Raw genomic sequence first — 14,353 nt, 5'->3', positions numbered from 1 at the left:
TGATTATCAAGCAAGCGCTCGGTTCTGTCATCCGCTTTGCAGGCACGGCCATGCTCAGCCAGCCTGCCCCTCGTCGCAGTGGCCGATGAACAACGCCTCCTGCTCCACCTTGAGCTGGCGCTCCAGCATGGCGGCGCACAGATCAGCCAGCATGGGTGGCAGCGGCAGCCGGGCCAGCCTGGCCAGTGCCTGCTGGTCTTCCTCTTTCAAGGGCTGGCCACCATGCGCCAATGTCAGTTCGTCCGCCTGCATGTGCCAGGGCTGCCAGGCGCAGCCCGCCTGCCCGGCCAGCTCGCCCACCTGCAGGGCGATGGCTACACCAGCCGGGTCCAGGTCACAGGCCACCTGCACCGGCAAGTGCAATACCGCCAGCAGATGGCCCACCGCCTGCAGCCAGCGCCGGTGTGGATAACCGGGCACCCAGATGGTGAGCACCGGTTCGGCCTGCCGGGTCAGTACCTCGAACACGCTGAGGTTTTCCACGATGCGCACCATCTGCACCACGCCACGTACCGCATCTACTTGCTGCAACGCTTCTGGTGCCAGCGCCAGCCCGCTTTGCAACAGCCCGGCCGACAGCAGCAGCTGACCTCCGGCATAGAGTTCCAGCGGGCCAGACAAAAACACATGCGGGGTATGGCGCGAGATGCCGCAAGCCTCCAGCGCAATGCCAAACTCGGCCAGCCAGCGCCGGTCGGCCTCGCCAAAAGCCTTGCTGCGCCCCAGTGCATATTGCGAAAACTGGCGCTCGGTGCCCCACAGTCCGGCCGATAGCCAGCCATCCAGTGCCTGGGCAATTTTCAGCCGCCGCTCCAGTGTGGAGGATTGCAGGCGCTGGGCCAGGCTGTCGGCCAGGCCTTGCAGGATGCCGTTCTGCGGCTGCCAGCCGCGCCACAGTTGCACGACTTCGTCGCGTGCGTCGGCATCCGGCAGACCGATCAGGCTGCGCAGCTGGTAGACCTCGCGCCAGCTAACCCAAAACGGCTCCCACTGGCCGAGCCGGCCCGGCTCGGCATGCAGCTCCACCTCGCACCAGCCGCATTCCAGCAAGCGCCGCAGCAGGTCTTCCGCTTGCGCCGCATCACTGCCCTGCCCCAGCAAGCTGGTCCAGCGCTGGCGCATCACGCGCAAGGCCAGCCAGCGCTGCAGCAGGGCCTGGTCGGCCTGCGGCAACAGCAGCGGTGTGGGGGCGAGCGTAGGTTGCAACAGCAGATGGTGGCCGCGGGCACCAATGGGAAAACGTTCGACCAGTTCCGGGGAAATACGGGCAAGCCAGCTGGACATGGGGTTCTGCCAGTGAAGGGTGAAAAGAGTAGACCGCCGGACGGAAACAAGTTTCCCCGTCCGGCAGCAACATCAGACCTGCGGGTCGGACTGCGGTGCATCTACCCGGCGGCGGGTTTGCAGGATGGGCGGAGCCCACTGCTCGCCCGGCCGCTTCTTGCGGGTGGCCAGCGTCAGTTCCGACGGCGCGAAGATATTAATGTTATGGGTGTTGGGCGTAGTGATCAGGTACTGCGCTTCGGTCGCCTTGAGGAAACCGGCCACCCGGTCGATGTTGAAAATGTCCAGGTGGGCGAAAGGCTCGTCGATAAACACGAAGCCGGAAGGATTGGCCTCGTCCATCATCAGGCCGATCAGCAAGATCAGCGACTTCATCACCTGCTGACCGCCGGAGGCTTCGCCATCGTTCATGCCCATCATGCCCTTCTGGTCGAAGTTGAAGCGCAGCGTCAGCCCGGCCTGCGCCAGCGCGGCGTCGTCGTTTTCCAGTGTCGGCAATTCCACATCCACACCGATGCCGGCCAGTTCGCCCAGACGCTTGATATTGGCACCATAGGCGCGCACCGTGGCGCGCAGCTTGCCCATATAGGCGGCGCGGGCGTCGTCGGTGAGTTCACGCGAGCGGTCAACCTCGCTCTGGCGGCGCTGCCGTTCGCGGTCGATCTGCGTCAGATCGTCGGCCAGCTTGTCGCGCAGCGCCAGTACCGACTCGTCGGTTTCCCATTCGCCACCTTGCAGCCGCTCTTGCAGATAATTCAGCTGATGGCGCGCATCGGCGGCACTTTCGTACTCGTCTTCCAGCGCGGCCACATGCTCGGCGGCCAAGGCATCAGCCGGCAGGCGCGTGGCCCATTCGCGCAACTCGGCCAGCAGGCGGCGCAGCTGACGGCGGTGGTTTTCCACCTCCTGGCGCTTGCCGTCGTAACGCGACAGGCTTTCCTGTTCGCGCTGGCAGATGCGGTCGTGCTCCAGCCGGGCATCACCATAACGCTGATCCGCCGCATCCTTGGTGCTGCTGGCTTCGGCCAGCTGTGCGCCCAGTTCCTGCTGTTGCTGTTGCAGGCTGGCCAGACGGGTGGCCAGTGCGGCGAATTCTTCGGCACGGCTATCCAGCTGGCGGATGGCATCCATGCCGCCCAGGTATTCGGCCAGGCCAGCCGCTTCGCGGGTAATGGCCACCAGTTGTTCTTCATCGGCCAGAATGCGCACATTCAGCTGCTTCAGCTCATCGCGCAGCGCCAGCAGGCGCGACTGGCGGGCGCCTTCGCCAAAGGCAAACTCATGTGCTGCCACGCCGATATGGCGCGCACCACGCCGTTCGCGGAAGTAACCGTCGCGGGTAATCCAGTCGCCATCGACGCCTGCCCCGGCCTGGGCATTTTCCACCCGGCTGACCTTGTTCAGCTGCTGATACAGCCAGTCTGGGGCATTGGCGGAAAAGCGGATCACTTCCAGCAGGCTGCCCTTGCGTGCGGCCGGCGGGCTGCTGCGCTCCGGCACCACGAAATGGCGGAAACGCAGTTTTTCGCCCAGGCGCCAGGCTTCGCCCTTTTGCTGCGGATTCTCCAGCAATACCACATGGCGGTAAGGGCGCAGCATGGCTTCCACCGCGCCCTGCCAACCGGCGTCCATCACCTCGATGATGTCGGACAGCATGGCGTGGCCGATATTTGCCTCATCCAGCGCGGCCTTGAACTGGCGTACTTCTTCCGGCGAACGGCCACGGCCGATTTCCAGTGCCTCGACATGATTTTTCAGATCGATACGCTGGCGGTTCAAATCACGCAGCCCATCTTTGAGCTGCTCGGCCTCGCCGCGCAAGCCAGCCAGCTTGTCGGACAGCGCAGCGGCATCGGCCCCGTATTCACGGCTGGCCAGCGCCTGCAGGCGATCGCGCTCTTTCAGCTGGCCGCTGACGCTGGCATGCTCGGCCTTGGCCGCCATGAACTGCTCCTGCACCTGCACCCGGGCATGCTCTGCGGCAGCGCGGGCCTCGGCAGCGGCTACTTCGGCCGCCTTGAGCTTGGCCACCAGCTGCAGGGTGTCGTGGTGCTCGCGCCGGGTACGGCTAAGCTGGCCATAGGCGGCGCGGTAGTGTTGCCAGGTCTGGCCCAGCGCGTTCTTGCCATCCAGATAGCCCAGTACCGGCAAGGCTTCGTCTTGCAGACGGCTGATGGTCTGCTGCAATTGCCGCCACTCCAGGAAGCGCCCGGCGCGGGTTTTCATGGTTTCCACGCGCACTTCCAGTGCTTCTTCCTGCCGGGTCAGCGCTTCCAGTTCCAGCTCGGTGGCGCGCTGCTCGTCGCGGGCGCGCTGGTAGTTGTCCAGCACATCCTTGTCGCCAAACACCTGAAACACCAGGTCCAGCAGCTGGCGCGGGCTGTATTCGGTGAGCTTGTCGGTATCGCCCTGCTCCAGCGCCAGCACCTCGCCCACCGCCGGGGTGAGGCCGGCCACTTCCAGGCGGCGGCGGTATTCCTGCACGCCCAGCCACTGCGCCTGCGCTTCGGCCAGTTCCAGCGGCACATCGCCATCCAGAATGGCGTAATGGCGCACCCAGTCGCCACCCTGCTTCTTGATGCGGCACAGCAGGGTAACGGCATCACTGACAATGGGAAAAAACGGGGTGGGATACAGCCCGCCAGATGGGCGACGCGGGTTATCCACCACGCCGCGCAGATAGGCAAAGGGCTCGCGGTTGTTGCGCACGTAACGCTTGTAATCGCGCTTGCCGGAACACTTGATGGCCAGCAGGGTGCGCATGGCGTCCAGCAGCGTGGTCTTGCCCGAACCATTGGGGCCGATGATGGTGACAATCTGCGCGTCCAGCGGCACCGACAAACGCTGCCAGAAGTCCCAGTGCACCATTTCTACCGATTTCATCTGGAACATCAGCGGTCTTCCTCTTGCGCGGGGGCAGACGTGTCATCTGCCGCATCTTCAGGGCCTGCAGTGTCAGCAAACAGGCTGGAGCCATCGGCGCTCACCGCCGGCTGCGCCACCGCCAGGGCAATGGCGCTGGCGGTCTTGTCGGCCAGTGCACCAGCGGCCTGCTCGCGGCGCTGGGTCAGCACCTCGGACAAGGCACCCTCGATGATGCGCGGGGCCAGCTGGCTGTAATCAATCATCAGATCCAGCATCGGGCCTTCGTCCAGCCACTTGTTACGGCGCACCACAAAGCCCAGGTTCACCAAGCGGCCCAGATTGGCATTGAAGCGGGTACGCCCGCCCAGCGCCTTGCCAAAATCAGCATACAGCGCGTCTTCCGACACACCAGTGGACACGCCCTCGCCGGTTTCCAGCGGCTTTTGTGCGCCAAACATATCGCTCTGGTTTTCGCGCCCGGCTTCCACGCGGGCAATCTGCCGTTCGCGCTTGGGCAGGATGATCAGCGCCCACAGGATCACCAGCAGCGCCACACCATCGCGCGGCAGCCCCAGATTATTGTTGAGCCAGGCCTCGCCGCTGCCAAATACCGGTTCGGTCATTTCCGGCAGCAGGGCGACGGCGATGTATTCGGCGTAGGGGTTCTCCACTAGGCGCAGGCCGACATCGGCCAGCCGTTTGTCCAGCTCCTGGCGGAAAATGTCATCCAGCAGCGCCTTGCGCGCCAGCGCATCGCTGCGCGGTACCACACGCTGGGCCAGCAGGCGGGCGGTGAGGGTTTTCAGTTGCTGTTCCATGGATTAATTCGGGGTATGGGGAAGCAGGCGCGCATCAGACAGCGTGGCCACTTCCGGGTGTTCGGGTTCAATCACGGCTTCGCCGCCGTGCAGGGTGAACGGCAATTTGGCCAGCGCAGCCACGATGCTGGCATCGCCATGACTTTCCGGATCGCCAATCAGCGACAGCAGCGACAGGCGATAAGCCGTTTCGTTGTAGCTGTCGGCCAGCACCGCCTGCTGGATGGGGATGTGGTCGGCCCCGCTCTCGCCCAGTTGCAGGCCCAGTGTCAGCAGCTCGTCGTACATGGCTTCGGCGGCAAACAGGCGCTCCACTTCCAGCTCGCCGGATAGCGGGGCGGCCACGCTGCCGGGCAAGGCAGTATTGCCAGCCTTGGCGCGTTCGCGCGCCAGCAGTTCGAATTCCGCCATGTCGGCCAGCTCCGGCGTGGCAATAAAGGCCGGTTCCGGGTTGATGGACAGGCAGCCGCTGAGTTGATCGGCCAGTTGGCCCACCGCCTGACGGCGCAGCCAGTCGGCAATATCGGTAGAGGTGAGGCCGGAGCTGCCCAGATGCACCCGCTGCGCCGCCAGCTGCGCCAGACGGCGCTCGAAGGTGCCGGCCAGCGCCAGCATGCGGCTTTGCGCCAGCGCGATGGCCTGGGCCTGATTCAGCGCAGACAGGCTGAGGGTGTCGTCGGCGGTGAGGCTGCGGATGACTTCGGTCGATTTGGCCACCCAGCGCCACACCGCTTCCAGCCGGTGCTGGGCAGCGCGGATGCGGAATTCCGATTGCGATTCCAGTGCTTCTTCAAACTCGCCGTACAGCTCGTTCAGCCGCGCCAGCAAGTGCTTGAGGGCGTCATCGGACAACTGCCCCACCGCCTGTCCGGCAGCCACCTGGCTGGTGAGATAGCCCAGCTCGACATCGTCACCGGCAAAGTCGATCAAGGTGGCCAGCGCCGCCAGCGCCACGCGGGCGCCTTCGGACAGCTGGTACTGGCCGCCGTCGCTGTCATACACCAGCAACTCGCCCTCGCGCAGCCGGCCCAGAATGGTGGCCAGCTTGGTGTCGTTGAGATAGGCAAAGCGCTGGGCGATTTCCTGCGGCGTCCAGCGCGGGGCATCGGCGCGGCCACCCAGTTCGCGCAGCACCAACAGGCGCATCAGCACCTCCTCGTCACCACCACGAAACAGAGTGACGAAGACAGATAGATAAGGCCAGGCTTGTTGCAGGCGATTGACGCCGGACAGCGAATCCGGCGCGATGCCCGGCTGGAAGAAGTCGACGAGCGATTCCAATGGCATTCCGGCATGAGAAAGCAAAAGCGGATTGTCCAAGGCCGGACGGGGGTAAGTCAACGCATGTCGAATGACTGGCCACTCCGGTCTCCGCACCAGAACATGAAAAAAGCGGCCCCCGAACGGGAAGCCGCTTGTGATCTGGCCGGAAAGTGCCTTACTTCAGGCTGCCGGACAAGAAAGCTTTCAGCCGTTCGCTCTTGGTATTGCCGAACACTTCGTCCGGGTGGCCTTCTTCTTCCACCAGCCCCTTGTGCAGGAACATGACGTGGTTGGACACATTGCGGGCAAAGCTCATTTCGTGTGTCACCACAATCATGGTGCGGCCTTCTTCGGCCAGGGTCTGCATCACCTTGAGTACTTCGCCCACCAGTTCCGGGTCCAGTGCCGAGGTAGGCTCGTCAAACAGCATCACCTCCGGCTCCATCGCCAGTGCACGGGCGATAGCCACGCGCTGCTGCTGGCCACCGGACATGTGCGCCGGGTACTTGGCCTGGGCCTGGGCATCCAGCCCCACCTTGCGCAGGTATTTTTCGGCGCGGGCAATGGCTTCGTCGCGGGACAGGCCCAGCACGTGAATGGGGGCTTCGATGACGTTTTCCAGCACCGTCATGTGACCCCACAGATTGAAGTGCTGGAACACCATGGCCAGCTTGGAGCGCATGGCTTGCAGCTGCTTCTGGTCGGACGGAATCAGTTCGCCCTGCTTGTTTTTCTGCAGGCTGATGTCGACACCGCTCAGGCTGATGCTGCCGGCGTTGGGCTTTTCCAGAAAGTTGATGCAGCGCAAAAAGGTACTTTTGCCGGAACCGGAGGAACCAATGATGCTGATTACATCGCCGGCCTTGGCCTTGAGCGAGATGCCCTTGAGCACTTCGTGGCTGCCATAGCTTTTGTGCAGGTCTTTGACGACTAACTTTTCCATCTTTACTTATCCTTGCGTGTTGCTCAGGCCTTCATCGGGCGCAGATGCGCCAGCCACTTGCTTTCCGCCTTGCGGAACAGGGCCACCAGAATGAAGGTGATGCACAGGTAAATCAGCGCCGCCAGACCGAAGGCATTGAACGAGTCATAAGTTGCGGCATTCACGTCGCGCGCCACTTTCAGGATGTCCGGCACGGTGGCGGTAAAGGCCACGGTGGTGGCATGCAGCATCAGGATCACTTCATTGCTATAGGCCGGCAGGGCACGGCGCAGCGCAGAAGGAATGATCACGCGGCGGTACAAGGTGAACTTGTTCATGCCATAGGCGCGGCCAGCCTCGATCTCGCCATAAGGGGTGGCCTTGATGGCGCCGGCGAAGATTTCGGTGGTATAGGCGCAGGTGTTCAGGCCAAAGGCCAGAATGGTGCAGTTATACCCTTCGCGGAAAAAGTGATTGAGGATGTCCACATCGCGCACGATATCCAGGCTGTACATGCCGGTGTAGAAAAACAGCAGCTGAATGTACAGCGGTGTACCGCGAAACACGTAGGAGAACAGCCACACCGGGCGCGACAACCACTTGGAGCGGGAGACGCGGGCAATGGCCAACGGAATGGAAGCGAAAAAACCGAAGGCAATGGAGACCACCAGCAGCCACATGGTGACCGCCAGGCCGGACAGATGGTAGCCATCGGTCCACAGGAAGGCTTTCCAGTATTGTTGGATGATGTCGATCACAGTTCAGCCTCCCGCACGCCGGTGGAATAGCGACGCTCCAGCCACATCAACACCAGGCTGGAAACCGACGTCAGAATCAGATAAATGGCACCGGCCACCACGGTGAAGAAGAACACCTTGTAGGAGCTCTTGCCGGCATCGATGGAGGCTTTCACCACATCGGACAGGCCAATGATGGACACCAGGGCGGTGGCCTTCAGCATCACCTGCCAGTTGTTGGAGATACCCGGCAGGGCAAAGCGCATCACCTGCGGAAACTGGATGCGGGAAAAGGTTTGCCAGCCGCTCATGCCATAGGCAATGCCGGCTTCGATCTGGCCTTTGGGCACAGACAGGAAGGCACCGCGGAAGGTCTCGGTGAAATATGCCCCGTAGATGAAACCCAGGGTGAACACGCCGGACACGAAGGGATTGAGGTTGATCTGTTCCAGCCCCTGCCATTCGGTCAGGTGGTTCATGCCGATTTGCAGGCTGTAAAAAATAAGCAGCATCAGTACCAGATCCGGTACGCCGCGAATCAATGTGGTGTAGAGCGTGGCAATGCCCTTGAGCAGCGGATTGCTCGACAATTTGGCGCCAGCGCCTCCCAGACCGATGACGAAAGACACCAGGAGCGACATGACCGCCAGCTCCAGCGTGACCCATGCACCGTCCAGAATAATAGGCCCGAATCCATCCAGAAACATGGCCGTTCCCCCTGTATGTTTATGCCCTTGCACACGCGAATCGCAGACAGCCCGAATCCATGCCGCAGGCCGCCACAGGCAAGCGGCGGCAACAGCGGAGGCTGCAGGTCAGACGAGTGTGCAATACGACATGGATACGGACGTAACAGTGGGTGTTACGCATCTCCTCCGTACCCGTTATGAAAACGCGCCCCGGTCAGACTCCGCCGGGGCGCTGTGCTTCAGTCTGTGTTACGACTTATTTGCCGTATACGTCAAACTTGAAGTATTTCTTTTCGATTTTTTTGTAAGTGCCATCTTTCAGCATGCCGGCAATCGCCTTGTCGATGGCAGCCTTCAGATCGGTATCTTCCTTGCGCAGGCCGATACCAGCACCGGTACCCAGGGTTTTCGGGTCATTCAGGTCACCACCGGCGAACGCAAAGCCCTTGCCTTCCGGCTTTTTCAGGAAGCCTTCGTCAGCCTGGATGGCATCTTGCAGCGAAGCGTCCAGACGGCCACTAGCCAAGTCGGCCAGCACCAGGCTCTGGTTCTGGTAAGGAACGACTTCTACACCGCCCGGAGCCCAGTGCGCCTTGGCGTAAGCTTCCTGAATGGTGCCTTGCTCAACGCCCACGCGCTTGCCCTTCAGCGAAGCGGCAGTCGGCTGCAGGCCGGAACCAGCCTTGGCTACCATGCGGGTCGGGGTATTGAACAGCTTGGCCGAGAAGTTGATTTCCTTCAGGCGCGCTTCGTTGATGGACATGGAAGACAGCACGCCATCAAATTTCTTGGCCTTCAAGGCGGGGATCATGCCGTCAAAGTCATTTTCCACCCAGACACACTTGGCCTTCAGGCGTGCGCAGATTTCGGTGCCCAGATCGATGTCGAAACCGATCAGCTGACCATTCGGAGCCTTGGACTCGAACGGAGCGTAGCTGGCGTCAACGCCAAAACGAACTTCCTTCCAGTCCTTGGCGAATGCGCCAAAAGAAGTGGCCATCAGTGCCAGAGAAACGGCGGTAATCACTTTTCTCATCAGACTTCTCCTTACTGCTTTGTTTTATTTGTTCACAACATGCCGGGCAGCCCCTGCCACCGCGACATACCGATACGCCGCATCAACATGCCCTGCCTTTTGGGCAGGTCAGCTGATTGCCTGCATGGTTATATGAATAGCGCAAATTGTCCAGAAGCTCGATTCCGGATACAGGATAAATAACGCATCCATCCTGACCGGAGACGACAGCAGGCAAAGTAAACGCCCAGAAATGGAAAATCAAGTCGCATTCGATTGTATTTTTGAGTACAAAATACAACAAGCGCAAGTAAAAACACTTAGCTCACGCCAACAGCAAGGCCCAGCGCTGCTCATCTGCCGGCAAGCTGGCCAGCCACCAGATGCGAAAAAGCCGGCTCCCACCAGGGAAACCGGCTTTTCAAACAACCATCCGCTGCTTACTTATCGTCGCCGGCAGCCTTGGCCGCGGCAGCAGCAGCCTTGGCCGCCTCGATCTCTTCCTGGCGGGCACGGGCAGCTGCCTTGCGTGCCAGGCGGGCCTCTTCGGCCAGGCGCTCGGCCTCTTCGGCTGCTGCACGGGCGCGGGCGCGCATGATGCGCAGATAGTTGTCGATGGCGCGCACCAGTTCACGGGTGCCTTCGTGGGTCAGCGCGGAAATGGCAAACACACGCGGCGTGTCCACATCGAAACCCAGGCTGTCGTCCGGCTGGGTCTTGGGCCAGCCATAGGCTTCCAGGAAGGCCGACACAGTAAGGTCGCGCTCTTCTACCGGCAGCATGTCCAGCTTGTTCAGCACCAGCCAGCGCGGCTTGCCATGCAATTCATCATCGTACTTTTCCAGCTCGGCCACGATGGCGCGCGCTTCGCGTACCGGATCGACATCCGGATCGAACGGCGCCACATCCACGATATGCAGCAGCAGGCCGGTACGTTGCAAATGCTTGAGGAAGCGATGGCCAAGACCAGCGCCTTCAGCCGCACCTTCGATCAGACCGGGAATATCGGCAATCACGAAGCTGCTGGTATCGTCCATGCGCACCACGCCCAGATTCGGATGCAGAGTGGTAAACGGATAGTCCGCCACCTTGGGACGCGCCGCCGATACCGAGCGGATAAAGGTGGACTTGCCGGCGTTCGGCATGCCCAGCAGACCTACATCGGCCAGTACCTTCAGTTCCAGCTTCAGCGTGCGCTGTTCGCCCTCTTCACCCGGCGTGCTCTGACGCGGCGCGCGGTTGGTGGAGGATTTGAAATGGATATTGCCCAGGCCACCCTTGCCGCCACGGGCAATCATCACCCGCTGGCCATGGTGAGTCAGGTCGGCCACCACCTCGCCGGTATCGTGGTCGGCAATCACCGTCCCCACCGGCATGTGCAGTTCGATGTCGTCACCGCCCTTGCCGTAGCAATCGGCACCCCGGCCACGTTCACCATCCTGCGCCAGGTATTTTTTGACGAAACGGTATTCCACCAACGTGTTGACGTTTTCATCTGCCACCGCATACACGCTGCCACCCTTGCCGCCATCGCCACCGTCCGGGCCACCAAAAGGCACGTACTTTTCGCGACGGAAACTGGCCGCGCCATTGCCGCCCTTGCCCGCCATCACTTCAATACGGGCTTCGTCGATAAATTTCATAGATCCTCCTTGAGGAGTCAGGCGTCAAGGTTGCGATGCTGCATCCAGCCCTCACGCCTTGCCCCTCGCCAGGCCTGCTGCGTGACAGCAAGCCAGATAAAAAAAAGCCCTATCTCACAGGATAGGGCTTTCTTGTCTGCAGAAAGCGATTATTCGCCGTCTACACCGGTGTACGGAACAACGGTAACGATCTTGCGTTGCAGAGCACCCTTGATGGTGAACTTAACGTAGCCGTCAACTTTGGCGAACAGGGTGTGATCCTTGCCCAGACCAACGTTTTCACCAGCGTGGAAACGGGTACCACGCTGACGTACGATAATGGAACCTGCCGGAATCAGTTCGCCACCGTAAGCCTTAACGCCCAAGCGTTTGGCTTCGGAGTCACGACCGTTGCGGGAGCTACCGCCTGCTTTTTTGTGTGCCATGACTGTTTATCCTTACTTCGAAATCGCGTCGATGCGGATTTCGGTGAAGTTCTGACGATGACCCTGGTGTTTCTGGTAGTGCTTACGACGACGCATCTTGAAGATGCGGATCTTGTCGCCACGACCGTGGGAAACGACAGTAGCCGTAACGGTGGCACCAGCTACCAGCGGGGCGCCTACAACAACCTGTTCACCGTCAGCGACCATCAGCACTTCTTCGAGTACGATTTGGCTGTCGACGTCTGCAGGTATCTGTTCTACTTTGAGTTTTTCACCGATGGCAACTTTGTACTGCTTGCCGCCGGTTTTTATGACCGCATACATTCGCTTAGCTCCTAAAGAGGGATCTTCACCGCATCACGCGAGAAGAACGCGAAACTATACGCAGTCGATTCAAAGTTGTCAATAATTTCATCAGTTTAGCCGCATAGCCAGACTGGGCATGGCTGTCTGCAAGGCTTTTCTGGTAACATTCCGCGCTTCTGGCTCCGCTAAAACCAACAACTGGCTAAAACCGTGTCCACCCCGTTATTCCGTACCCTGATCGCTGAAGACATGCAGACCGTAGATGGCGTCATCCGCGCGCGCCTGCATTCCGATGTAGTGCTTATCCGCCAGGTGGCGGAATACATTATCTCTGCGGGTGGCAAGCGCCTGCGCCCGGTACTCACCCTATTGTCCGGCAAGGCACTGGGCTACGAAGGCGCGCATCTGTACGAACTGGCCGCCATGATCGAGTTCATCCACACCGCCACCTTGCTGCACGACGATGTGGTGGACGAATCCGACATGCGCCGTGGCCGCGAAACCGCCAATGCCCTGTTCGGCAATGCAGCCAGCGTGCTGGTGGGTGACTTCCTCTACACCCGCGCCTTCCAGATGATGGTCACCACCAATAATATGCAGATCCTGCAGGTGATGGCCGAAGCCACCAACATCATCGCCGAAGGCGAAGTGTTGCAGCTGTTGAATATCGGCAATACCGCGTTGTCCGAACAGGACTACCTGCAGGTCATCCAGTACAAGACTGCCAAGCTGTTCGAAGCCTCCGCCCGCGTCGGTGCGCTGATTGCAGGCGGCAGCAACGCCCAGGTCAAGGCGCTGGCCGATTACGGCATGTACTTGGGCACGGCCTTCCAGATCATCGACGACGTACTGGACTACAGCGGCGACGCCGACACCATCGGCAAGAGCCTGGGTGACGACCTGGCCGAAGGCAAGGCCACCCTGCCGCTGATCTACACCATGCGCCAGGGCGATGCCACCGCCGCCAACGTGGTACGCCAGGCGCTGGAAAACGCCAGCCGCGACCGTTTCCACGATGTATTGGCTGCGGTACAATCCTGCGGCGCGCTGGACTACGCCAAAAACGAAGCCATCAAAGCCGCCGAACAAGCCGTGGCCGCCATTGCCGAGCTGCCGGACACCCCGGTGAAACAGGCACTGGTAGAACTGGCCCGCCTGTCGGTGGACCGCAACGCCTGAACCTCTTCCGTCTCCATAGTTAAATGGATATAACTTTCCCCTCCTAAGGGAAGATTGCAGGTTCGATTCCTGCTGGGGACACCAAATCCGGCCCTACGCCACCCGCTAAAAACCGCCTGCTCGCAGGCGGTTTTTGCATGCAGTTCGCCCCCTTCCGGCTAGTCACCCGCCCATCTGCCACGCCAGCACATCTGGCTTATACCAGCGGGCTTGGGCGCATATTTGTTAAGTTATTTGAAGTAATGGCTGCGCCACCTGCTTAGCTGGTATACCTGCCATTCTTACCCGCAGCCGGATGCCACCATGCGCTTTGCCATTACCCTGACCGACCGCTTCAAGGTGCTGCTGGACATTGCCTTGCAAGCTGGCTGGCAACCCTTGAAGATTTTCACTTCACCGCTGGATGGCAAGATCCATGACAACCGCCAGGTAATCGAGCAGGCGGCCCGGCTGGGCATTCCCGTGCAGCTATCGCCAATGACCGAGGCAGATCTGGCCGCACTGGCCGCGCAAGGCTGCGAAGCCCTGCTGCTGGGCAGTTATGACTGGAAAGTACCGGACTGGCGGCCTTATCTGGCCCATGCGGTCAACTTCCACCCCTCGCCGCTGCCGGAAGCACGCGGGCCGTTTCCGCTGGTGCGGGCCATTCTGGAACAGCGCAGCCAATGGGGCGTGAGCTGCCATGTGGTGGAGCCGCGCTTTGACAGCGGCGCGCTGCTGGATCAGCAACTGTTTGCCCTGAACCCCGATGAAACCCTGGCCACGCTGGAATGGAAGTGCCAGCTGGCACTGGAGCAGCTGGGCCGTCGCGTCATCGCGGATTTCGCCAGCTTGTGGCAACAGGCCAGGCCACAGGGGGCAGGCAGCTACTGGCCGCGCTGGAGTGATGCCGAGCGCACGCTGAACCTGCGCGGTCCGCTGGACGTCAGCCTGCGGCAGTTACGTGCCTTTGGCGATATCAACTGTCTGGCCGAGGCCAATGGCGTGGGCTTTGTGGTGCATCGCGCCCATGGCTGGCTGGAGCCGCACGCCTTCAAGCCCGGCACCCTGGTACGCAGCGTGGACCTGTCCATGCTGTTTGCCGTGGCGGACGGCTTTCTGGTGATCAGTGAATGGAGCGTACAGGCACCGAGTGCAGTAAGCGGCCGGCGGCCGTTCTGAGTCTCACCCCACTGGCCATCTCATTGGTAAAACAGCCCATGGCGGG

13 protein-coding genes and 1 tRNA gene are annotated in these 14,353 nt (G+C 61.2%); 3 read left to right on the top strand and 11 right to left on the bottom strand.

Translation table 11 applies throughout. The annotated features are described in order from the left end of the window. Positions 1-54: 54 nt before the first annotated feature. The 11 genes from H2Z84_RS06690 to rplU form a co-directional block, all read right to left on the bottom strand. Positions 55-1,284: a DUF2399 domain-containing protein gene (locus H2Z84_RS06690; protein WP_181835285.1), complete on the bottom strand. Its 1,230-nt coding sequence runs from the start codon at positions 1,282-1,284 to the stop codon at positions 55-57. Between the two features lie 72 nt (positions 1,285-1,356). Beyond that, positions 1,357-4,176, bottom strand: coding sequence for an ATP-binding protein (locus H2Z84_RS06685; RefSeq protein ID WP_181835284.1), 2,820 nt, complete (start codon positions 4,174-4,176; stop codon positions 1,357-1,359). Continuing rightward, positions 4,176-4,967 carry a hypothetical protein gene (locus tag H2Z84_RS06680; protein ID WP_258869319.1) on the bottom strand — a complete coding sequence of 264 codons (792 nt, stop codon included), beginning with the start codon at positions 4,965-4,967 and terminating at the stop codon, positions 4,176-4,178. The genes H2Z84_RS06685 and H2Z84_RS06680 overlap by 1 nt, the downstream gene beginning before the upstream one ends. 3 nt (positions 4,968-4,970) lie before the next feature. Further along, on the bottom strand, positions 4,971-6,248 hold the full coding sequence (locus tag H2Z84_RS06675) for a hypothetical protein (RefSeq protein WP_439823297.1): 1,278 nt from the start codon (positions 6,246-6,248) through the stop codon (positions 4,971-4,973). A 157-nt stretch (positions 6,249-6,405) separates the two neighbouring features. After that, entirely contained in the window at positions 6,406-7,173 is a 768-nt protein-coding gene (locus H2Z84_RS06670) for an ABC transporter ATP-binding protein (RefSeq protein ID WP_181835282.1), read from the bottom strand. 23 nt (positions 7,174-7,196) lie between these two features. Then, a complete protein-coding gene (locus H2Z84_RS06665; protein WP_181835281.1) occupies positions 7,197-7,910 on the bottom strand; it encodes an ABC transporter permease in 714 nt (237 codons plus the stop codon). Then, entirely contained in the window at positions 7,907-8,596 is a 690-nt protein-coding gene (locus H2Z84_RS06660) for an ABC transporter permease (RefSeq protein WP_181835280.1), read from the bottom strand. Before H2Z84_RS06660 ends, H2Z84_RS06665 begins: the two co-directional genes overlap by 4 nt. A gap of 238 nt (positions 8,597-8,834) precedes the next feature. After that, positions 8,835-9,614, bottom strand: a complete 780-nt coding sequence (locus H2Z84_RS06655; RefSeq protein WP_181835279.1) for an ABC transporter substrate-binding protein — start codon at positions 9,612-9,614, stop codon at positions 8,835-8,837. Positions 9,615-10,033: 419 nt separating this feature from the next. Then, positions 10,034-11,236 (bottom strand): GTPase ObgE, encoded by a 1,203-nt coding sequence (obgE, locus tag H2Z84_RS06650; RefSeq protein WP_181835278.1) that lies wholly within the window; start codon positions 11,234-11,236, stop codon positions 10,034-10,036. A 149-nt stretch (positions 11,237-11,385) separates the two neighbouring features. Further along, positions 11,386-11,661 carry a 50S ribosomal protein L27 gene (rpmA, locus tag H2Z84_RS06645; RefSeq protein ID WP_181835277.1) on the bottom strand — a complete coding sequence of 92 codons (276 nt, stop codon included), beginning with the start codon at positions 11,659-11,661 and terminating at the stop codon, positions 11,386-11,388. A gap of 12 nt (positions 11,662-11,673) precedes the next feature. Then, positions 11,674-11,985 (bottom strand): 50S ribosomal protein L21, encoded by a 312-nt coding sequence (gene rplU / locus H2Z84_RS06640; protein WP_059284477.1) that lies wholly within the window; start codon positions 11,983-11,985, stop codon positions 11,674-11,676. A 192-nt stretch (positions 11,986-12,177) separates the two neighbouring features. On the opposite strand from rplU, the gene ispB reads away from it, so the two are divergent. The 3 genes from ispB (at position 12,178) to H2Z84_RS06625 (ending at position 14,307) form a co-directional block, all read left to right on the top strand. Continuing rightward, on the top strand, positions 12,178-13,146 hold the full coding sequence (ispB, locus tag H2Z84_RS06635; protein ID WP_181835276.1) for an octaprenyl diphosphate synthase: 969 nt from the start codon (positions 12,178-12,180) through the stop codon (positions 13,144-13,146). A 9-nt stretch (positions 13,147-13,155) separates the two neighbouring features. Continuing rightward, a tRNA-Arg gene (locus tag H2Z84_RS06630) sits at positions 13,156-13,230 on the top strand. A 219-nt stretch (positions 13,231-13,449) separates the two neighbouring features. Then, on the top strand, positions 13,450-14,307 hold the full coding sequence (locus tag H2Z84_RS06625) for a formyltransferase family protein (protein ID WP_181835275.1): 858 nt from the start codon (positions 13,450-13,452) through the stop codon (positions 14,305-14,307). Positions 14,308-14,353 lie beyond the last annotated feature (46 nt).

The sequence above is a fragment of the Aquitalea aquatica genome, from assembly GCF_013911085.1.
GTDB classification, from domain to species: Bacteria; Pseudomonadota; Gammaproteobacteria; order Burkholderiales; family Chromobacteriaceae; genus Aquitalea; species Aquitalea aquatica.
The sequence above is the reverse complement of the archived record's forward strand: the minus strand, read 5'-3'. Positions and strand labels throughout refer to the sequence as shown.

Excerpts from the sequence above, each read along its gene's own strand:
- H2Z84_RS06690 (WP_181835285.1), bottom strand. The coding sequence starts at position 1,284 with ATGTCCAGCTGGCTTGCCCGTATTTCCCCGGAACTGGTCGAACGTTTT.
- H2Z84_RS06685 (WP_181835284.1), bottom strand. The coding sequence starts at position 4,176 with ATGTTCCAGATGAAATCGGTAGAAATGGTGCACTGGGACTTCTGGCAG.
- H2Z84_RS06680 (WP_258869319.1), bottom strand. The coding sequence starts at position 4,967 with ATGGAACAGCAACTGAAAACCCTCACCGCCCGCCTGCTGGCCCAGCGT.
- H2Z84_RS06670 (WP_181835282.1), bottom strand. The coding sequence starts at position 7,173 with ATGGAAAAGTTAGTCGTCAAAGACCTGCACAAAAGCTATGGCAGCCAC.
- H2Z84_RS06660 (WP_181835280.1), bottom strand. The coding sequence starts at position 8,596 with ATGTTTCTGGATGGATTCGGGCCTATTATTCTGGACGGTGCATGGGTC.
- H2Z84_RS06655 (WP_181835279.1), bottom strand. The coding sequence starts at position 9,614 with ATGAGAAAAGTGATTACCGCCGTTTCTCTGGCACTGATGGCCACTTCT.
- obgE (WP_181835278.1), bottom strand. The coding sequence starts at position 11,236 with ATGAAATTTATCGACGAAGCCCGTATTGAAGTGATGGCGGGCAAGGGC.
- rpmA (WP_181835277.1), bottom strand. The coding sequence starts at position 11,661 with ATGGCACACAAAAAAGCAGGCGGTAGCTCCCGCAACGGTCGTGACTCC.
- rplU (WP_059284477.1), bottom strand. The coding sequence starts at position 11,985 with ATGTATGCGGTCATAAAAACCGGCGGCAAGCAGTACAAAGTTGCCATC.
- H2Z84_RS06625 (WP_181835275.1), top strand. The coding sequence starts at position 13,450 with ATGCGCTTTGCCATTACCCTGACCGACCGCTTCAAGGTGCTGCTGGAC.